This is a genomic window from Paraflavitalea sp. (assembly GCF_059502485.1).
On sequence record NZ_JCACET010000011.1, the window covers coordinates 1,095,195 to 1,116,616 of the forward strand.

Below are 21,422 nucleotides of genomic sequence, written 5' to 3' on the forward strand. Positions count from 1 at the left end.
ACACCAGGGGGGCGTAGACCGGATTAGCAAAGGATTCAGCTATTCTGTCATCCGCTTTCTTATGACCGGATTTTGTAGGAATATTGGTTATGAAACGAACAGTCCTGCTACTTGCCGCTCCCCTGCTTGTTGTGATGGCCTTTACCGTTGACCGTGGCCTGCAATGGGAATCCAGATTTGTACAAGCCGACAAGAAAGGTAACCTCACTTATATACCTGATGAAAAGGGCAATATCATTCCCGATTTCAGCCGGGTGGGTTATTACCAGGGCGACAAGGCTATTCCTGAAGTGCCGGTTGTGGCCACCATCACTCCTGCTGATGATGCAGCTCAAAAGATACAGGCGGCTATCGATGCACTGGCTGCCAAAGCGCCGGACAAAAACGGATTCCGTGGCGCCATTCTCCTGAAAAAAGGAACATATCAAATACCTGCATCGCTTGTGGTGAACGCCAGCGGCATTGTGCTGCGCGGAGAGGGCGATACAGAAAACGGCACCAGGCTGGTAGCTACTTACCATACTCAAAAACCCTTGATCAGTATTGCAGGCAGCGGTAATCCGCAACCTTCCGGCAGCCGCATCAGGATCACCGACGACTATGTGCCTGTAGGCAGTTTCTCGTTCAATGTAGCTGATGCCAAAGGCTTCCAGGCGGGTGATGCTATTATCCTCAACAGACCCGGCACCGAGAAGTGGATAGCAGATACCAAGATGAACCAGATGGAGGAACGTGGCGGCACCAAACAATGGAAGGCCAGCGAATACAACCTCGAATTTGAAAGGGTGATCACCAAGATCGAAGGCAATAGAGTATTTATCGACAACCCGGTGATGCAAGCGCTGGATGCACAATATGGTGGTGGTGAAATTTACAAGTATACCTTCGCCGGCCGCATCCGTGAAGTGGGTGTCGAGCACCTGTACATGGAATCTGTATATACCAGCGACACTGCCGAGAACCATGCGTGGGATGCGATCAACATCAACAAAGCGGAGCAAGGCTGGGTGCGTAATGTGACCTCGCGCTATTTTGGCTATGCTTGCGTGAACCTGGGTGATGATGCACGCTACATTACCGTTACGGACAGCGAATGTTTCGATGCCAAATCACAGATCACCGGCGGCAGGCGTTATTCTTTCTGCAACAATGGTCAATGTAACCTGTTCATGAACTGCCAAACCACAGAAGGCAGGCATGATTATGTGACCGGTTCTAAAACACTCGGCCCGAATGTATTTTATAATTGTACTGCTAAAAAGACGCATGCCGATATTGGCCCGCACCATCGGTGGGCTGTAGGCACTTTGTATGACAACATCATTACCGATGGCGAAATCAATGTGCAGGACAGGGGCAACTGGGGTAGCGGTCATGGCTGGGCCGGTGTGACGCAGGTGTTGTGGAACTGCACTGTAAAACGCGCTGCTGTGCAAAGCCCCTGGGTATCGGGCAAGAATTACAATATAGGCATGAAGGGTGAAAAGTATGATGGCCGTCTGAAAGGCCGCCCTGATGGCGAATGGGAAGGGCAGAATAAAGCCGGGCTACAGCCTGCTTCTTTGTATATGGCACAATTGAAAGCGAGAAAGAAGCTGTGAGCTGCGAGCTACGAGCTGCGAGCCCTTTTGCTTCGATAGCAGATTTCTCACTGCGCTATCGCTCCGTTCGAAATGACAAAGTAAGTGTGTGTTCCGTTCGAATGACAGAGCGGGAATTGATCTACACTTTAGTAGAGTTGCGGGGAATCAAGGCTGACTTCAGTACTACGGTTTCACTCATGAAAGGTGTCTTGTTTTTCTCCAGCCGGCGGAAGAGGACTGATGCGGCTTTCTTGCCGATATCGAAAGCAGGCTGGGTAATGGTAGTAAGGGAAGGATTCAGGAGGGAGGCTGTTTCAAGGTTCGAGAAACTGATGACCTTAATATCTTTCGGGATATCGATCTTCAACTCTTCACATACATGATAGCTGGCAATGGCCAGTTTCTCCACAGAAGCAAATATACCATCGGGCCTTTTCTTGCCTGAGAACAGTTTGCGCAGTACCGGATAGCTTTGCCCGTTGTCGCTGCTGCACTGAATGATCAACTTGCGGTCGGGCTTGATATTGTAATGTTCCAATGCTTCGAGGTAGCCGCGCATTCGCTTATTGGTAATGGACAAATGTTGGGAGAACGAAAGATAGGCAATGTGTTTGCAACCGCTTTGGATGAGGTGCTCGGTGGCTTTGAAGCCACTGTCATAATCATCTGTGGTGATCTTGGATGTATCAATTTCATCACTCACCCGGTCGAAGAAGATGATGGGAATGCCTTTGTTGTGCAACTCTACAATATGGCTGCTGTCTTCCGTGTTGGCCGCCACCGACATCAAAATGCCATCTACTCTCCCACTCTGCAGGTGACGTGTGATGGACACTTCTTTTTGATAATCTTCATGGGTGAGGTAGATCAATACATGGTAGCCTTTTTCCTGTGCGATGGATTCGATACCATTAATGGCCAGGGAGAAAAAGTTATTGGCCACTTCGGGGATCACGACTGCTATCGTACGACTCTTTTGTTTGCGCAGGCTGCTGGCATACGGGTTGGGTTCGTAGTTCAGCTTTTGTGCCAGCTCAAATACGCGTTTTTTGGTCTCGGGACTGATATCGTAACTATCGCGCAGGGCGCGGGACACCGTAGAAATGGCAAGATTCAGCTCTTTGGCAAGTCTCTTCAGGTTGACAGGTTCCATGGCCTTAAAGATACACAAGGTTTCCGGAAACGGTTACGCAAAAAGCTCCGGAAAACCTCACATTTTCCGGAATCCGCGTGTGGTGTTGATGCCCCCTCCTGATATATGCAGGTAATACATGCCGGCCGGCAAATGCTCCACGGGCAGGCTCCACCACTTGCCGGAGATGGTGACAGCACGCAGCAAGATGCCATTTGCACTATACAATGCTATGTTATGACGACCTGCGGGCAAGCTTTTCAGGAATATCCGGCTGTTGGTGGGATTGGGATATACCAGCAGTTCCGTTGCAGGTGCAGTGTCTTTACCCCTGTTATTGAAAACGGTATAAATGTTGTTGTTGTCGCAACTGGCCACGAGGTCGATGTAGCCATCTTTGTCAATGTCGGCCAATTGGGTGTACAGCACGTTGGCAGGAAGCGCCACTGCTACCGGTTCATTAAAACCTGCATTGGGCTTTCCGGTCATATAGAAAACCGTATCATCATAATCGCCATTCATGTCCAGTTGGTTCGCTACCATATCCTGCAAGCCGTCGTTGTTGATATCTGCCATGCGAACCTGTGTGGGTCGTATTTTATTACTACCAAACTGGGGTATCTTAAAGGGTGTAGCAAAAGCCGTATCGCCTGTATTAAGTAATACCAGCATGCTGTCGGAGCCGGGCATATTGTCGACGGAGGAATACAACAAGAGCAGGTCGTCGCGGTTGTCCTGGTTCACATCACCGAAAGCAACCCGTGCTGTGGTCTTTGTAGGCCGGTATTTGGCTACAAAACTACCATCGGGCTGCTGGTAGTAGAACAGCAGCCAGGGAAAAGAACTGCTCACCACCACATCCATCAGTCCATCGTTGTTCTTATCGGTGAAAAATATCTCCGTGCAGGTGTCCAGCATGGAAGGATATGACCGTTTGGGATGAAATGTGCCGTCGCCTTTATTGATGAAAACATGCAATGAGATGGTCCTGCCCGAACCACTGGTAGTGGCAATGATATCGATGTGCCCGTCCTTGTTGATATCGGTACAACGGATCTCTCGCCCGTGTATGTCTGTAGGCATATACACACTGGCATCGAAACTACCAGCCGCATTGCCATAATATATCCGGAAGCCATTGTCCCAATAGCTGGAAATGATCAGTTCCGGGAAGCCGTCTTTGTTGAGATCGGCCACATCATTCCGGAAATAGTGCACCGGTTTTGTATGTAACCGTTCCGGTCCGAAACTGCCATTGCCTTTGCCAGTCAGTATACCAAACCGGTCTTCCACGGCCGGATACATGGTGGTGAGGTCGGCCACGCCATCCCCGGTAATGTCTTTTACCTGGAACATGCGCACCTTGTCTTTGACGGGGTAAGCCGTCATGGAATCGAATAAGGGATGTTGGGCACAGCACAGCATACCGCACAGGAGTAATCCTGGCAACAATAAACATTTCATACAAAGTATTTAGCTGGTGATCTAAACGCAGCAGGCAATTCAGGAAGGTGGTGTGCTATTGACAGGGTAAAAGCATCAGTCGTTGCACAATTCACCCTTGATTAACCTCAATTCATTCAGCCGGAGTAGGTATGTCCGTTCCAAGGGCTTATTTTAGCCTGCCTTCTAAACATGAAACTGGCACATTACACCAAAAAAGATTGGTTGATCATCAGCCTGCTGTTGCCTCCGGTGATCATACTGGCCAATTATTGCATTTTCGGGAAACGCTATTTTTCCGGGGCAGCTATCTTTTGGTGGTCCACGATCATTTCCGGCGGGTTTGGCCTGCTGTCCTGGTACCTGCAGATCCTCATTGCCATTATCATGAATGGCCGGTACCCTAAGTACAATCAAACCATCCGGCGCGTGTCGATCTCCATGGGGCTGTATGTATTGGTGACGGTGATCACAGTGGTACTGGTCTTTGTGCTGTACGACCGGTTCAGCTTCTTTCAATATAAATTAAACCTGCTGCGTATGTTACTGGCGGCGGGCGTCTGCGCCGGTGCTACTATCGTAGCCGCCAGCTTCCATGAAGGGGTGGCTTTTTATGAAAAGTGGAAAAAGGTGACGGACGAAGCCGAGCAACTGAAAAAGGAGAACCTGCAGACCCAATTGGAAAGTCTCAAGGCACAAGTAAACCCGCACTTCCTGTTCAACAGTCTCAACTCACTCTCCTCGCTCATCAGTGAAGACCCGACTAAGGCTGAGAAGTTCCTCGATGAAATGTGCAAGGTGTACCGCTACCTGCTGCGCAATAGTGAAGATGACCTGGCTCCTTTGTGGGTAGAGATGCAATTCATTCAATCTTATTATCACCTGCTTAAAACCCGCTATGGTGAGAGTTTATTCCTGGAAGTGGATATTCCGGATGAGCTGGTGTGGCATCGTATTCCTTCGCTTACGTTGCAGATGCTGGTGGAAAATGCCGTGAAGCATAACATGATGTTTAAGGACCGCCCGCTGCAGATATTGATCACTACGCTTTCCGGTCCGCGGCTGATCGTATCGAACAATCTGCAGCGCAAGAAACGCATTTCTTCCAATAAGGTTGGGCTCAACAATATCGTCAATAAATACAAGCTGCTGAAGCAGGATGATATTATCGTTCAGGAGGATGAAAAGACGTTTGCGGTGGTAGTGCCGTTGATAAAAGTGGAAGAGGAATAACAGTTGTTATTACTTCTTTTGCTTTTTCAACTTATAAATATCCTTAAGGTTGCCGTATTGACGGAAGATCGTTAGACTGTCTCCATTGGCGCTATAGTTATATTCGTTTGCCAGGATCAGTGTCCAGTCGAAGTCGGCTGTATAGGCCAGCGAATCCACGAAAGTTATCTTATCTCCGGAAGTGCTGTAGGTCCCTAATCCGATCACCGGGTAGCGCTCATATATATTACTCTGGTGTATGCCATCGTAGCCACCAGTGTTCAGGTTCAGGGTTACATCGACGATCTTACCACCACCAGCAATTTGGCGTTGAAAAGTACCGATGTATGTTCCGTCTGCGAAAGAGCCGTTTGATTCTTTGTCTTTTTTGCAACTAATGACAGAAACCACTAATATGGTGAGCAAAATTGTACGCATAGCAGGTATTTTGTAGTTTGACATAAAGCAAGCCCCAGGCGTTGCATTTGTTCTACAAAGCCACCCGCTTTGAATAGGCGTCACCTACCAGCCGCTGGCGACAGAAGCCGGCGTACCACTAACTGGTAATTCTACGATCTCCGTTAAAAATCCCCTAAAACCGGTATATGACCTCCCTCCCCCCGAGACTATATTGCAGCTCGTAGTAGAGTAATGTAGTTCATCGGATTTAATAATCAAAAAACATAGAGCGGCTTATAAATAGCAATATTTATGAGTATGTTTGCGATCTACCCCTATCCTTCCTATCGAATCACCACATTCTTAGTACTGTTTACATTTTCCGGTTATCTGCAATAGTCCCCTCCTATTAAAGTGCCGCAGTACTCAAAACCAATCTTATACAAGCCACTTTTTTAACCTATACTTTTTTGTTATGAAAAGAGCATTTACTCTTTTGGCCATTCTTTGTGCCTTACTGAACAGCCAAAACACTTTTGCCAAGATCTGGCGATTGAACAACAACCCCGGCGTCGTAGCCGATTTCACCGATCTCAATTCCGCCCATCAGGGCGCTGCTTCCGGTGACACGCTTCACCTCGAAGGTTCTCCTAATGGATATGGAAGTGTTACATTCACTAAGAAGCTGATCGTGCTGGGGCCTGGCTACTTCCTGGATGAAAACCCCGGCAGCCAATCATTCGTACAGACTGCCAAAGTAAGCGGCATCACTTTCAGCATGGGTTCACAGGGATCGATAGTGATGGGGCTCGACTTCCTGGGCGCCGGCATTGCTGTTCATACTGATGACATCATCATCCGCCGCAATAAATTCTGCGCGCCGGGCAATAACATTCCCGATTGGACCACAGGCGCCATCAATGTACACTATCATAGTGATAACAGCAGCATTCCTGCTAACAATATCATCATCTCCCAGAATTATGGTGTGAAGATATTTATCAACAACCCTTCAACCGGCATACTTATCACCAACAATTATATTGGTGTTAATGCCTGGGAGGGTGATGGATCCGGCGGTAATGCGCTGGCCACACATGCTAATGCCATCATCCTTGTACAAAACAATATCTTCCGTCGCGGTAAGGTTATCGGCTATAATAGCAACTTCACCAATAACATTATGTACGCAGGTTTTTTTGAAGGTACCGGTAACTTATATTCCAACAACATTTGCAACGGCACTCAGTTTGGCACTGCCAATGGTAACCAGTCCAACATCGTAATGACAAACGTGTTTGTAGGCGCTGGCACCGGTGTATCTACCGATGGCCAGTGGAAGCTGAAAGCCGGTTCTCCCGCACTTGGCGCCGGTTATGGCAGCACAGGTCCGAACCCGATCGATGCAGGTATGTATGGCGGACAGAGCGCTTACATTCTGGCTGGCATGCCACCGATGCCTGCGATCTACTCTTTCGAGGTACAGCCCATCGGCAGTAATTCAGATCCTATCGATGTAAAGGTGAAAGTGAAATCTGCGGGCAATTAAGAACGGCAAGTGGTGAATGGCGAGTGGTGAGTGGGCGTTTGCTTAGCCACCACCTCCAACCATCCTTCGTCGAGCTCAGGGTGACAGAACGCACAGTGTAGCAGATTAACCAATACATCATAATTAAAGTATGACAGGCATGCCCTGCCCGGGTGTTCTTGCCATGCAATTGATAAACCCGTAAAACGGGGTCCCTTCCGACCAACACTTTTTTTATGCGAACCTTTCTACAACAGGCGTATAAATGTTTTATTGCCTTTCTTATCCCGGCATTGGTGTTAATTACCAATGCCCAGGCACAATCCATCACGAAGGTGGAGTATTTTATAGACACCGATCCCGGATTCGGAATGGGTACCACCGTAACGGTGACGCCAGGTACTGATGTTACCGCCAACTTCCAGGTAAACCTCAATGCTTTTTCTTCCGGCTTTCACTACCTGTATACGCGTGGTTTTATTCCACCTTACCAGGTAACGGAAAATGGCAGCCCGGTTACCAAGGGCGGGTGGACGCTCACGAATGTGCGCGTCTTTTATAAAGAAGATTTCACTACGATCAATAACCCCGTCAGTAATATTACCAGCGGGGAATATTTCGTAGATACCGACCCCGGTATTGGCAGGGCCACGCCGCTCTCCTTTACAGCGGGTCTTGATCTGACGAATGTTGCTTTTGCTTTCGATATTACTGCTTATACCACAGGTTTCCATAACCTGTATGTACGCTTCAGGAATGCCAACGGCACCTGGGGCCTTACGAATATCAGGACGTTCTATAAAGAGAATCTTTCTACTTCCACCGGCGTTGTGCCCAATGTGGTGAAAGGAGAATATTATATCGATAACGATCCTGGTTTCGGTAATGGTATCAATATTCCGGTAACACCCGGTACCGATCTTACTACCATTGCTTTTACAGCCGATGTGAGCAGCCTCACGACAGGCTTCCACCGCATTCATACCCGCTTCAGGGATGCGAATGGTAAATGGAGCATTACCAACAACCTCGCATTTTATAAAGATGCCGCCGTAAACGGCAACCCTGCTCCTTCGAATATTGTAAAGCTGGAATACTTCGTGGATACCGATCCCGGTTTTGGCAATGGCACCAATGTACCTGTGACTCCTGGCATCGACCTCAACAATATCAACTTTGTGTTGAATATGGATAATATATCCATCGGCAACCACAAGTTGTATCTCCGTGCTATAGATGCAAGGGGCGCCTGGAGCCTTACCAACCTTGGCGATTTCAAAGTAGATCCGCCTTCTGAACTTATTATAACTGTAGGTACTATTACCAGTCCGCTTTGTGCTGGCGGCCCTGTGTCTGTTCCTTTCAGCGTGAATGCACCTTTCGGCAGCAACAACGTGTTTACTGCACAGCTTTCTGATGTAAACGGCAATTTCAATAACCCAACTAATATAGGAACACTGACCGGTCGCGAATCGGATACCATCGACGCCACCATTCCTGCGCATTTCGGTGCAGGCAGCAACTATCGCATACGCGTGATCGCCAATTCGCCCAACGATACCAGTGGCGCCAACACAACGGCAATACGCATTATGCGTACGCCGGAGAACTTCGGCATCAATGGTGTTACCACCACTTGTATCGGTGAGCAGGTGTACACTGCCAGCAATATCGCTGGGCCAGAGTTTAAATTCGAATGGACCATTGACGGTGGCGGCACTATTGATACTTCCGGTGCTACTGCTACCATCAACTGGACTGCAGGCGGACCGCATGTAATTACACTGAAGGTTTCCAATAGCTGCGGCAGCAATACCGTAACACGCAATGTGTTTGTTTATACGCGTGTGCCGCAAACCAAACCAGTGATCACTGTGAATGGCCGCAACCTGAGCATACCTGGTTACACAGCTGCCGACAGCGCCAATGGTTATCAGTGGTACAGGAATGGAGCGGCGATAGCAGGCGCCACCGGTACCGGCTACAACGCCGCACAGGATGGCAGCTATACAGCAGCCTATACCAATACCTGCGGAGCAGGCACGCAATCGAACCCGGTAACTTTTGCCGGTGAACGCCAGAACCAGACCATCACCTTCCCCACTGTTCCTGCTATGAACTTTGGTGACAGTTACGTGGTGTTGCAGGCTACTACTACTTCAGGCCTGGCCATTACCTACAATATTGTGAGTGGTCCTGCTACGCTGAAGAACGATACGCTTACAGCTACCGGTGCAGGCACTATTGTAGTAAGAGCGTTCCAGGCAGGTGATGAAAATTACAATGAAGCTTCTGCTACGATCAACATCGTGGTGAATGCCATCCCTGCCACGCTCACCTTCAGCAACCTGACGCAGGTATACAATGGCAACCCAAGGACACCAGGTGTAACCACCAACCCTGCCGGATTGCCTGTAAGCTATACATTCGACGGCAGCGCCAGCGCGCCTGTGAATGCAGGTGCTTACAAAGTGATTGCCACCATTACCCATCCCAACTATACGGGCAAAGACAGCGCAACCTTTACTATTTCAAAGGCCACACAAAGCATTACGCTGGGTGTGACGCCTGACAAGGTAGTAGGCAGTGCGCCGTTCAAATTGATCGTGAATGCTTCTTCCGGTCTGCCGGTAAGCTTGAGCCTGGTAACCAACCCGGCTGGTATTGCGACCTTGTCTACCGACACCGTTACTATTATCGGTGCAGGTATGGCCGTGATCAAAGCCAACCAGGCTGGCAATGCCAATTACAATGCAGCACCTGAAGTTGTCGACACCTTCTTAATTATACAAACATCTGACCTCACGGTGCAGAATGTCACTTCTCCTGTTACGACTGTTGCCCCCAACGATGTAGTAACGATCAACTGGCGTGTAAGCAATATCGGTACCGGTGCTGCTGCCTCCGACTGGACAGAGCGTATTTATATGCAATCTTCTACAGGCCAGAACCGCACGCTGATCCAAGCAGTGAGCTATACCAATGCTTCTCCGCTGAATGCAGGCGCTTTTGTGAACAGAACGGCTACGGTAACCATCCCTGCCTTGTTCGACATCGGCAGCACGGGTGTATTTGTAGTAGAATTATTACCTGGCACTTCCGTACAGGAAGCTCCCGGCAGTCAGGATAACAATACCGGTGTGCAGCAAACTACCTGGACTACCAGCAAGTTGCTGACACTGGAACTCTCTGCACCGCAGATCACTGAAGGTGCGGCCGCCATCACCGGCACGGTAAGAAGAACAGGCGCTATGGCCGATGCATTGACGGTGAACCTGTCGGTATCCAACCCTGCGAGGATCACGTTGCCAGCAACTGTTACCATCCCTGCCGGACAAGCCGGTATAACATTCTCTGTTGCTGTGCCTGACAATGCAACTATCGAAGCTACCTTAAGCGACAGTATACAAGCTACTGCAACTGGTTATGGCAGTGCGAAAGTGAAGCTGCAAGTGATAGATAACGATCAACCTGCGCTTACGATCAGCAACATGCCTACGGAAGCGATGGAAGGTGCTACTGTTACCTTCCGGGTAAATACGAACCTCGCTCCTGCTACTCCGCTGCAAGTGTTCCTGACATCCAGTAACGCAGCCCGCTTCCCGGTACCTGCTTCTGTGACGATTGCAGCCGGTGCGCTGTATGCAGAAGTGCCCGTAACGCTGGCACAGGATAATATTCCTGAGATCACCGCTACTGTTAACATCAATGCAGGTGCGGCTAATCACAGTGCAGCTACTGGCAGCATCAGTGTAACCGACGATGATGTGCCTGGCCTGGAACTGGTACTTGAAACCAATCTTGTATCTGAAGGCGCCGGTGCGTTTGCTACCAAGGCAACGCTACGCCGTGCGGCCAACAGTCCCAATACTGCCTTTACAGCCAATCTCTCTGCCAGCCTACCCAATACCTTGATACTGCCACCGAGCATATCCCTGGCAGCTGGTCAAAATGAAAAGACATTCAATGTGGGTGTGGTGGACAACACACTCGCCGATGGACAACGTGTAGTAGCCCTCACAGCGGCTGTGTTTGTGAACTCCTGTGGTTGCAGCGCGCCGCCTACAACAGCGGGTCACGTATCCACCAACCTCACCATCAGTGATAACGACGGACAGACGCTGACCATCACTGCTCCTGTATTGACCTTGCCGGAAGGCATGAGCAATGCCGGCAACATTCGCATCACGCGTAACTCCGATGTCACCGCAGGTATGTTGGTGCAACTGACTTCTTCCAATACGAACGAAGCTACTGTGCCTCCTTCTGTGCTGATACCAGCCGGCGCGGCTTATGTAGATGTGCCTGTAACGACCATTAATGATGGTACGCCTGATGGCGATCAGCAGGTATACTTCCAGGCTACGGCTAACGGATTCTCAACCGGCTCTATCTGGGTGATTGTATCGGACCGCAACAAGCCCGATCTGCAAGTGCCTATTGCCAAGCTGAACAATCCTGTCGTACAAGCCATGACTGTGTTCAACTACCAGCTCACCGTGACCAATACCGGCTTCTCTACTGCCCCTGCGGGTGTGAAAGTGCGGGGTTATCTGTCGAGGGATAATGTATATGACTATGCTGATACGCTTGTATCGGAAGATGTGATCAATACGCCGATACCAGCCGGTCAAAATGCACAGGTGGTGAATGCCGTGCAAATGCCTAACCTGCCTGGTCAATACAAACTGATCTATATAGTGAACCCTGACCAGACGATGGAAGAATTGCTGACTACCAACAATACTTCTGCTCCGGTGAATGTGACCATCAATCCTGACTACACAGCTACTGCTGTAGTGAATGCTACTTACTTCCTGAAGGGCGCTACCGTTCCTGTAACGGGTGTGGCCACCAGGACTAATGGTACTCCTGCAGCCAACTCGAAGGTGGAAGTATATATCATCACCAATGGCCTGCGCAGGGAACTGATCACTACTACCGATGCCAATGGTAATTATACTACCGAGTTCAAACCGCTGACCAATGAAGCGGGTCATTATATAGTAGGCGCCAGCTACCCTGATCTGGGTGCTACTGCCGAGCAGGACAACTTCGACATCATGGGTGTGGTGGTGAACAATGGTACGCCTGTACAGTTCAAGGTGATGCTCAATGAGCAAATCACCGGTACTTTCCCTGTACAGAACGTGAGCAATAAGTCTCTCGCCAACTTTACACTGAAACCGATAGCACTGCCCAATGGGGCTACCATGCGCTTTGATACGGTTGCAGTATTGGCTGGCAACACCACTGTGCAACTTGGTTATAAAGTGACCGGCACTGTTCTTTCTGCCGGCAACTATTACGAGCTGACGAACCTGCAGGCTATTGCTACAGAGGGTAACATACAACAAGTGCCTGTGTTCTACTATTGCCAGGCACAGCAGGCTTATATCGTTTCGAACTTGTCGAAAATAGATGTAACGGCTTCTACTGCCGGTGGCGATCGCGTGGTCAGCTTTATGCTCACCAACAAGGGTGCGGGCGCAGGCGCCATCACCGTGGTACTGCCGCAGGTGAACTGGCTTACGAACGTGACGCCGCTCACCTTGCCAGCACTGGCTACCGGTGATACCGCTATCGTGGTAGTAAAGTTCAAACCGCTGGATGAAGTACCGTTCAACTATCCTATCACCGGCACCATCGCCATCAATACGCAGAACGGCAACAGCTTTGGCCTGCCCTTTACTTTCGAGAAGAAATCTGAATCGAAGGGTACAGCCAAGGTTACGGTGACGAACCAATTCACGTATTATTCTCAGGATGCGCCCAAGGTGGCTGATGCGCATGTAACGATCAAGAACTACTTCACCGGTGAAGTGTATGCAGAAGGCAACACCAATGCATCCGGTGAATTCACTGCCGCCAACTTGCCTGAGGGTAAACACCGCGTTGTGGTAGAGAAGGAAAAGCACCTGCCCTACAACGGCACCGTTACCATCAACCCGGGTCAAACGACTGCAGTAAATGCGTTTATCAACTACCAAGCTATTACGTTCAACTGGACCGTAGTACCTACCGGCATCGAGGACCAATATGATATCACGCTCACCACACAATTCGAGACGCATGTACCTATGCCTGTGGTGACGATCGATATGCCGAAGAGTATGCCGGCGCTTTCTGGCACAGAAACATACGCCTTCAACGTAACGCTTACGAACCATGGTCTTATTGCAGCAGAGAATGTGGAACTGCAATTACCGAAAGACGATGCAGAATATGAATATATCACCAACTATGTAACCGGTACATTGCCTGCGCAATCGAGCATACAGGTGCCTGTGATCCTGCGTCGCCGTGGCACGCCATTGCCTGGTGGCAGAACAGGTCGTTCTCTCGCCAGCTTTGCAGGCCTCAGTGGCTACAATGCCCGCACCACCGGTACTACCTGCCAGGATTATGCAGTAGTGCTGTACGTGTACAAATGTGAACTTTCTACCGGCCTGTGGCAGAAAGTGGGTTCACTCATCAATTATCAAGGCCGCAGCTGTACTGGTCCTGTGAATGGAATCGTGGAAGGTGTGTTTGATGGCGGCGGTTATCCCAACCCTGGTCCTGGTACTGTATGGTATATTCCTTGTGAACTTTGTGAGATCCCAGGATGGGGACCATCCGCTTATACACCGCCTTCTTATACAGAAGAAAAGAAGAGCTGTCAGCAGTGCATCAATGACTTGATCGGCACAGCCTTCTCCTGTGGTCTTCCGGGTGGCAGTGTTGGTGGACCATTAATATGTATCAATGGCACCCGCATGGAAAATGGCGAGTGGACGGATTATCTCAAGTGTTTCATACCGATACCTCCTATCATCGATTGCCCTATGAGCATTATCAGCACGATCAACACGTGTATGAGCACAGGTGTAGGTGGCGGCGGTAGCGGCAGAATGACCAATAGCACCAATGCACGTGAAACCAGTGGTGGCATCAATGATGTGTTGTTGCAGATCAGGGACGACTTGCAATTCACCATGGACGGATTCGCCTTGCTTGAAAAGTGGTCGAAGGAATACATGGGTGACATTGTGAACACCGGTGCCTGGAGTGATCTGCAAAACATGCTGCCTGAAATTGGCAACCTGGATTCCATCACGCCTGCCAAGCAAGCCACTATACTGGCCGCCATGACAGGTTATGATATACAGTCTGCTGCGCTGCAAGCATTCTTTACAAGATGGAATACTTCTCTCTATGCAAGAAGTCAGGGAGTATTGGCGCCTAATACACAATATCCCAACATCATCAACTGGAACAATATCAAGATCTGGGCAGACTCCTTCATTATCAGGCATAATACTGCTATCGACAGGGGCTTCCAATCGCTGGATGATATGTATCGCAAAACAAGAGCCGACCTCGATCAGATCCTCGACCAGCAAAGCAATCAGGCAGTGTGTGCTTCTGTAACTGTACAGCTGAGCCAACAACTGACCATGACACGCGAAGCGTTTGAAGGAACCCTGGAGATCTTCAACGGTCACCCAACTGATGCTATGGACTCACTGAGTGTTACTATCCAGATCACTGATGAGAATGGCGTTCCGAGCAATGGCTTATTCGAGATACAGACCAAGAGTCTGACCAACCTGCCCAACGTAACCGGCACCGGTGTGATCGCCGCTCAACAGCGTGGCTCTGTGAAGTTCATCTTCATACCTGAGATCGGTGCAGCACCACAGGCTCCGAAGGTGTACAACTTCAGTGGTTTTGTAAGGTATTGGGACCCGTACGCGAAAGCGATGGTGAACATGCCGCTCTCGCAAGTGCCGCTGACGGTGAACCCGAGCCCGAACCTGATGCTGCATTACTTTATGCAACGTAATATTATGGGTGATGACCCGCTCACCACACCGGCTATCGAGCCTTCTGAACCTGCAGAGCTGGCCGTGATGGTAGAGAACCAGGGTTATGGACCTGCTGTGAATATGATGATCTCTTCTGCACAGCCGAAGATCATCGAGAATGAGAAAGGTCTTGCGATCAACTTCGAACTGACCGGTTCGAACCTGCAAGGCCAACCAAAGAATATGGGTGTTATCGACATCAACTTCGGTACTATCCCTGCACTGACTACCCGCATCGGCCAATGGTACTTTACCAGCTCATTGCTTGGCAAGTTCATCAGTTATGAGGCCGAGGTGGTTCATGCCAACAGCTTTGGCAATCCTGATCTCAGTCTCGTGAAAGGTGTGAAACTGCACGAACTGACAAAGAGCATCAAAGCATACGGCTCACTGGATGATGGTATTACCGACTTCCTGGTAAACGACCTCTTTGACGTGAATGATGTGCCGGATATTATCTACTTCTCGCAAGGAAATAAGACATCGGCAGTAAGCCCTGCCATTTCCGGCAGCTTCTCCGGTAATGTATCCGCACCGACCTTTACCAATACGCTGACGGTGACGCCTTCAGTAGCCGGCTGGAATTATATCAAGCTCGATGACCCAGGTAATAAGCAATTCGAGCTGGTAAGTGTGACACGCGCCGATGGCCAGGTGATACCGCTGAACAATGCATGGCTCACTTATGTGACCTTGCCGGTAAGCCGTCCGCCAGTGTATGAGAACAAGTTCCACTTCGTAGATACGTTCTCTACACAGGCAGCTACCACTTACACGATCGTGTGGAAAGCGAAGAGCACTAATAAGCCAGAGGTTATAACCATTAATGGTGCACCTGCACAGGTATCTGCAACACAGGTGAAGGAACTGACTGTGGTATTCAACAAGGCTATCGATCCTGCTACCTTTACGAAGGACGACCTGACGCTGACCTTCCAGGGCGGCGCTAACCTGATCGATAATTCAGTAGTGATCACACAAGTTGATTCTGCTACCTTCAAAGTGAACCTGACCAGCCTCACCACCGGTAATGGCTTCTACGCCTTCACCGCACAGGCAGCCGGTGTAACGGACCTGTTTGGTACTGCCGGTGAAGTTGGTAAGCAAGTGACCTGGTCTCAGTTCCTGAACGTGCCCACCGTGGAAGCCTTCCTGGCTATCCCGGCCAGCCGCAGGGCTAAAGCCTTCGACACGCTGAATGTACTGTTCAACCTGCCGATCGATGTGGCTACTGTGACGCCGGCCCGCTTCACCATCACTAAAGCAGGTGTTGCACAAAGCGGTTCGCTGGTGATCGATTCAGTACGGGCAGATCATAAACTGTTCTACCTATCTGGTCTCGGCAATATTCTTACTACCAGCGGTGACTATGTATTGACAGTAGATCTTCCGAACATTCAAACGGAAAATCATGTGGCTGGTGTAGAAACGCAGTCAATCACACTGACCGTAGACAACTCAGGCCCATCGATCGTGAAATTAGAGAAATCTGCTACCGGTGGCCTGGACGCACAGCACATACCGTTTGTGAATATCGAGTTCAATGAAAATGCTATCGGCTTCAATATAGCAGCGCTCACACTGACTCGGAATGGCGAAGTGGTGCCGCTGACCATCACGCAGCTCTCGAATACCGACCTGCAGCATTGGAAAGCCGGTAATTTCGGAATGGATACTTATACTGATGGCACGTATACTTTCATCATCGACCTGAGCCAGGTAAGGGATGCGTTGGGCAATGCCGGAACAGGCACCCAGCAGATCAGCTGGACTGTAGACCGCTCGGCACTGATCACCATCAGCAACCTGAATGTGACACCTGACGCCGGCTTCTCCAATACAGATGGTATCACTTCGGGCGACACGCTGCAAGTGAAATTCAATCTGAGTGCAGATGCTTCGCAAGTGACCATTTCTCAAGTTGATATTAGTGGTGAATCCACGCTGACTACCGTACCGAATGTAACAGCCGGCAACGCCTCTATCCCTGTAGCACTGCTGAAAGGTGGCAACACAGGTATCAAGGTAACGGCTACCGGCCTCAACGGTGGCATCGATACGGCCAGTGTCCGATTGTTCATGGACCAGGTGGCGCTTACTGCACAATGGCAATTTACCAATGGCCAGAACATCAACAGGCAAGTGGATACCATACCATTGAAGTTTGGTGTGAAACTGCTGAGCAGCACCGGTCTCGATACGGCTATGCGCTTGACGCGAAATGGCGTTGCATTGTCAACCAGCGGATTCATCATACAAGCACTCAACGATACTATCTATAATGTATCTGGTATCCGCGGATCAGGCATTACACCGGGCACTTATCAGTTAACGTTCAACGCGCAACCATTCAGCAAATACAGCAGTGGTAAAACCGGTGAAGGGCCCGTAACAGTGAACTGGACCGTATTATCTACCAACCGGGCTCCTGTGGCCAATGCAGGAGATGACAAGAATGTAACGGCGCCTCAAACTGTAATGCTCGATGGTTCTGCTTCTACAGATCCGGATGCCGATGCGATCACTTATAGCTGGGTAGCTCCGGAAGGCATTACGCTGAACGACTCGACGCTGGCGAAACCAAGCTTTGCCGTGACAGCTGCCAACCAGGGCAAGACGTATACACTGTTGTTGATCGTGAGTGACGGCCAGTTAATTACTACCGACGTGGTGAATATAACGGTAGCCGCTGCACCTGGCGGTCTTATCGTAGCGGCCAAAGCCATCCTGCAAGGACCTTATGTAGCGGCCAATGGATTGATGACGGACAGCCTGCGCAGCAAGTCGCTGATACCGCTCACTGATCCCCACCCTGCCCTCGGCTTTACGGCCATCGGCACACCGGCTGCGAACATCAGCGCTTCTATATTAACGGCGACCGGTAACACAGCGATCGTAGACTGGATATGGCTGGAACTGCGCAACAATGCTGATCCTACGCAAGTGGTAGCAGCGCGTTCGGCGCTCCTCCGCAGGGATGGTAGTATTGTGGATCTTGACGGGGTATCGCCTGTATACTTCAACAACACGGCCAATGGCTCCTACTATATAGCCGTAAGGCACCGCAACCACCTCGGCGTAATGACGCTGGCTCCTGTTGCGCTCAACACCTCTACGGCTACCACGGTTGACTTCAGTGCACCGGCTACGGCGACATGGGGTACCGATGCGCGCAACAATCAGGGCGGTGTGATGACTCTGTGGGCCGGCGATGCGAATGGTGACGGAACGGTGAGCTACAACGGTGGCAATAATGATAAGAATGCCGTGCTTGGCGCGGTAGGTCTTACCACCAGCAACAATGTGCTGACGATCTATCACCGTACGGATGTGAACATGGACGGCTCGGTGAAGTACAATGGTGCAAATAATGATAAGAACGTGGTGCTGGGTGTAGTAGGATTACCCACGCCTAACAGAATAATCACTCAACAATTACCCAACTGATAAATAGCAAGCGATGAGGACTAAATTATTTTCATTAATCATAGCACTAGTAGCAGTGAGCACGCTCCAGGCGCAGAGCTACCAGATCAGGGCCGTGAATAAGGGTGGCGGCGTGGTAGGTGTAGAAATGAAGATTGCTTCAGGTACACCGCCTGCAACGACCGACTATGTAACGGACCTGGTATTTGGTCTTAAATGGCTGGCCAGCTATAACGTAGACCTGGAAGCTACTGTGACCAGCACGTACCATATCGCCAAATCGGGCACGCGCAAAACGCAAGGTATTTATCACTACCAGGCTTTCTTTGCTGATCAAACGCCGTTCCTTTTCCCGGCCAACTGGCCTGCGGATACCTGGATAGAATTACTGACTGTAAGAAATACGATGACAGGTACCGGTACCGGCACTTTTGAAGTAGTAGAAGCTGGTTTTGATATTACCACCGAGCCTAACATCGGGGTAAGTCTTGCCGACTTTTCGCCTGCAGTAATGGGCAGCGCCACGCTGGTGCCCTTGCCTGTGAACCTGACAAAGTTTGAAGCAGCACCACGTCAAAATCATATTTTGTTGCAATGGACTACCGACCTGGAACAAAATTCCAAAGGCTTCGACATTGAGCGTGCCGACCAAAGTAACCCTGCCAATTTCAAGCGGTTGGGTACTGTGGCCAGCAAAGGTGCAGCGGGCGGTAATTACGAGTGGGCCGACCGCAATGTAACTGGAGGTATTAAATATTACTATCGGCTGAAGCAGATCGACCTCGATGACCGGTATCGTTATTCTGACATCAAATCGGCTATCCTCGATGAGCAAGGAAATAACAATATCCAGCTATGGCCTAACCCGGCAGACAAAGAACTGCAGGTGACGCTCGATGGGGTATCTGCCGAGAAAGTACTGATCAGGATAACTGATGCGCGGGGACGTGTGGTGATGCTGAAAGATTATAACCTGAGTTCAGGCAGGAAGACGACGCTTAATGTAATGCCATTGATGCAGGGACAGTACTTTCTTACTGTAGAGAGTAATAAAAATGTGCTGGGGGTGAAGCCGTTTTTCAAGAGAGGAAGTTGATGGGTAGTTGATAGGTTGATAAGTTGAAAAGTTTATAAGGTAAATAAATAACCAGGTGGTGATATCTTTTGAAAGGTATCACCACTTTTGGTTAATGGCAGGTTGTTGGCGGATCGATTTTTTGTCCGAAATTGCCGCCCTGTTATGACAACGAGGATTATTGCACCACCGAGGCACCTGGCCAACTATATTCGTTTTTATTGGGTGCTGGAATTTGACGGCATTGCTGCACATGACAGCCTATTCAGGGTGTTTGCCCGCAAATACCCGCGTATGGTATTCCAGCACTGCGAGGGGCGTTCGGGTATTTATCATGGTGACGACTATTTACCGCTGACCTACCTGAGTGGTTTAAATACACTTCCCTACGACTGTGGCATTCACCCTTCTATTTCGACTACTGGGGTGAGCTTTTACCCGCATGCCATCCGGCCTATATTTGGCATCAACGTGTCGGGCATCGTGAATGAGCTTCCTGATCTTTCCCATTTCGTCAAAACATCGCTTACCAACCAACTGCTTGATGCACGCACTGTGATGCAGCGCACGGCCATTCTTTCAGCTTTCTTCACCAACCGGCTACGCAACAGCACGGCTCCCGATAAGATGTATGTACAGGGCTGGCGCATGTTGCTGCGTGAAACACATGAGCACCAGGTGCGGCAACTGACACGCACATTCAACCTCTCTGAGCGGCAGCTGGAACGCCGGTTCAAAGACCACCTTGGCCTCACTCCCAAGCAATATCTCAAGATCAATCGTTTCGAGAAAGCATTGAACCTGCTGCAAGGAGGTAGTTCCAACAACCTATTCGACATAGCCTATGAACTGGGCTATGCCGATCAATCACATTTCATCCGGGAGTTCAAACAATTCTCCGGCAATACCCCCAAGCAATATTTGAAGACAGATAAGATCTACGACGAGTCTTCTTCCTTCATCTTAAAGGACAGCCCTATATCCGGCGAGAAAGTGCTGTGCCGGCAAAGCCTGTATGCTGATCGCTAAAATGTCGGTTTTGTTCTATTTCTCCGTCTGGTGATGCTTTTTCTTTGTGGTCTCTACTACGAACGTGGCCATGAGAAACGTTCACCTGCTTCAAGCGGCTTGTGTGTACCCATTTGCGCATGGGACTCTGTGAGCAAGACGCTGGGAGTAAATCTGAAGGATAGTTGTCCTGTATCGTTGCACCCCAATGTACAGGCAACTATTCCTTTTTATGATTAACGGACGCAATCTGCCCTGCCCTTTTTTGCAAATTGCACCTGTTTTTGGGTTTCGTGCTATTAGTACGTACCATCTACGGCTGATCTACGTACTATCTACGTACCATCCATGGACTATCTATGGTGCATCCGCTCTTCATTTTCCTTTTCTATTCTTCTTTTCTTCCCTTTTCCGGAATCTTTCCCATTTCTATTTTGTTGTTCGTCTCTAACAGCGAGCGTCGAATATACAATACCGGTAATGCGGTTTCCAAATTTACTTCTGTGCAGAATGGGATGAAATGGGAGAGTTTCGGAAGGAATGGGATAAAACAGGAATCACTTTCTCCCATTCTCTCCTATTCTATCCTAAACCAGGATAAATAAATTTGGAAACGGGTATCGCGATGTTGTACGTTTGTCTGGAACAGGTGATCATGATTCACTTTCACTTAAAAGGTCCATTCTTGCTGATGTTGACATTCATAAACCGGTAACTGATCAATGCCGGTTTGGGATTCAGTAAAAGCGTGATGAACGATGTGCAG

General features: G+C 49.6%; 9 protein-coding genes. 6 read left to right on the forward strand and 3 right to left on the reverse strand.

Annotated elements, in window-relative coordinates; genetic code table 11:
* Positions 1-89: 89 nt before the first annotated feature.
* The gene (locus AC5JBY_RS32160) at positions 90-1,601 is read left to right on the forward strand and encodes a hypothetical protein (RefSeq protein ID WP_495908813.1); all 1,512 of its coding nucleotides are present in this window, start codon (positions 90-92) and stop codon (positions 1,599-1,601) included.
* 121 nt (positions 1,602-1,722) lie between these two features.
* On the opposite strand, the gene AC5JBY_RS32165 is transcribed toward AC5JBY_RS32160, so the two are convergent.
* A complete protein-coding gene (locus AC5JBY_RS32165; protein WP_495908814.1) occupies positions 1,723-2,736 on the reverse strand; it encodes a LacI family DNA-binding transcriptional regulator in 1,014 nt (337 codons plus the stop codon).
* Positions 2,737-2,793: 57 nt separating this feature from the next.
* Entirely contained in the window at positions 2,794-4,179 is a 1,386-nt protein-coding gene (locus AC5JBY_RS32170) for an FG-GAP-like repeat-containing protein (RefSeq protein ID WP_495908815.1), read from the reverse strand.
* A gap of 171 nt (positions 4,180-4,350) precedes the next feature.
* Between AC5JBY_RS32170 and AC5JBY_RS32175 the strand changes: the two genes are divergently transcribed.
* A complete protein-coding gene (locus AC5JBY_RS32175) occupies positions 4,351-5,391 on the forward strand; it encodes a sensor histidine kinase (protein WP_495908816.1) in 1,041 nt (346 codons plus the stop codon).
* Positions 5,392-5,400: 9 nt separating this feature from the next.
* On the opposite strand, the gene AC5JBY_RS32180 is transcribed toward AC5JBY_RS32175, so the two are convergent.
* Positions 5,401-5,808, reverse strand: a complete 408-nt coding sequence (locus AC5JBY_RS32180; RefSeq protein WP_495908817.1) for a hypothetical protein — start codon at positions 5,806-5,808, stop codon at positions 5,401-5,403.
* 436 nt (positions 5,809-6,244) lie between these two features.
* Here AC5JBY_RS32180 and AC5JBY_RS32185 point away from each other — a divergent pair, with 436 nt between their 5' ends.
* The 4 genes from AC5JBY_RS32185 to AC5JBY_RS32200 all read left to right on the forward strand — a co-directional run bounded on the left by AC5JBY_RS32185 (position 6,245) and on the right by AC5JBY_RS32200 (position 20,677).
* Complete coding sequence (locus AC5JBY_RS32185; protein WP_495908818.1) at positions 6,245-7,318, forward strand: hypothetical protein; 1,074 nt, start codon at positions 6,245-6,247, stop codon at positions 7,316-7,318.
* Positions 7,319-7,533: 215 nt separating this feature from the next.
* Entirely contained in the window at positions 7,534-18,594 is an 11,061-nt protein-coding gene (locus AC5JBY_RS32190) for an MBG domain-containing protein (RefSeq protein ID WP_495908819.1), read from the forward strand.
* Positions 18,595-18,607: 13 nt separating this feature from the next.
* Positions 18,608-19,669 carry a T9SS type A sorting domain-containing protein gene (locus AC5JBY_RS32195; RefSeq protein WP_495908820.1) on the forward strand — a complete coding sequence of 354 codons (1,062 nt, stop codon included), beginning with the start codon at positions 18,608-18,610 and terminating at the stop codon, positions 19,667-19,669.
* Between the two features lie 144 nt (positions 19,670-19,813).
* The gene (locus AC5JBY_RS32200) at positions 19,814-20,677 is read left to right on the forward strand and encodes a helix-turn-helix domain-containing protein (RefSeq protein WP_495908821.1); all 864 of its coding nucleotides are present in this window, start codon (positions 19,814-19,816) and stop codon (positions 20,675-20,677) included.
* Positions 20,678-21,422 lie beyond the last annotated feature (745 nt).

Excerpts from the sequence above, each read along its gene's own strand:
- AC5JBY_RS32160 (WP_495908813.1), top strand. The coding sequence starts at position 90 with ATGAAACGAACAGTCCTGCTACTTGCCGCTCCCCTGCTTGTTGTGATG.
- AC5JBY_RS32165 (WP_495908814.1), bottom strand. The coding sequence starts at position 2,736 with ATGGAACCTGTCAACCTGAAGAGACTTGCCAAAGAGCTGAATCTTGCC.
- AC5JBY_RS32170 (WP_495908815.1), bottom strand. The coding sequence starts at position 4,179 with ATGAAATGTTTATTGTTGCCAGGATTACTCCTGTGCGGTATGCTGTGC.
- AC5JBY_RS32175 (WP_495908816.1), top strand. The coding sequence starts at position 4,351 with ATGAAACTGGCACATTACACCAAAAAAGATTGGTTGATCATCAGCCTG.
- AC5JBY_RS32180 (WP_495908817.1), bottom strand. The coding sequence starts at position 5,808 with ATGCGTACAATTTTGCTCACCATATTAGTGGTTTCTGTCATTAGTTGC.
- AC5JBY_RS32185 (WP_495908818.1), top strand. The coding sequence starts at position 6,245 with ATGAAAAGAGCATTTACTCTTTTGGCCATTCTTTGTGCCTTACTGAAC.
- AC5JBY_RS32190 (WP_495908819.1), top strand. The coding sequence starts at position 7,534 with ATGCGAACCTTTCTACAACAGGCGTATAAATGTTTTATTGCCTTTCTT.
- AC5JBY_RS32195 (WP_495908820.1), top strand. The coding sequence starts at position 18,608 with ATGAGGACTAAATTATTTTCATTAATCATAGCACTAGTAGCAGTGAGC.
- AC5JBY_RS32200 (WP_495908821.1), top strand. The coding sequence starts at position 19,814 with ATGACAACGAGGATTATTGCACCACCGAGGCACCTGGCCAACTATATT.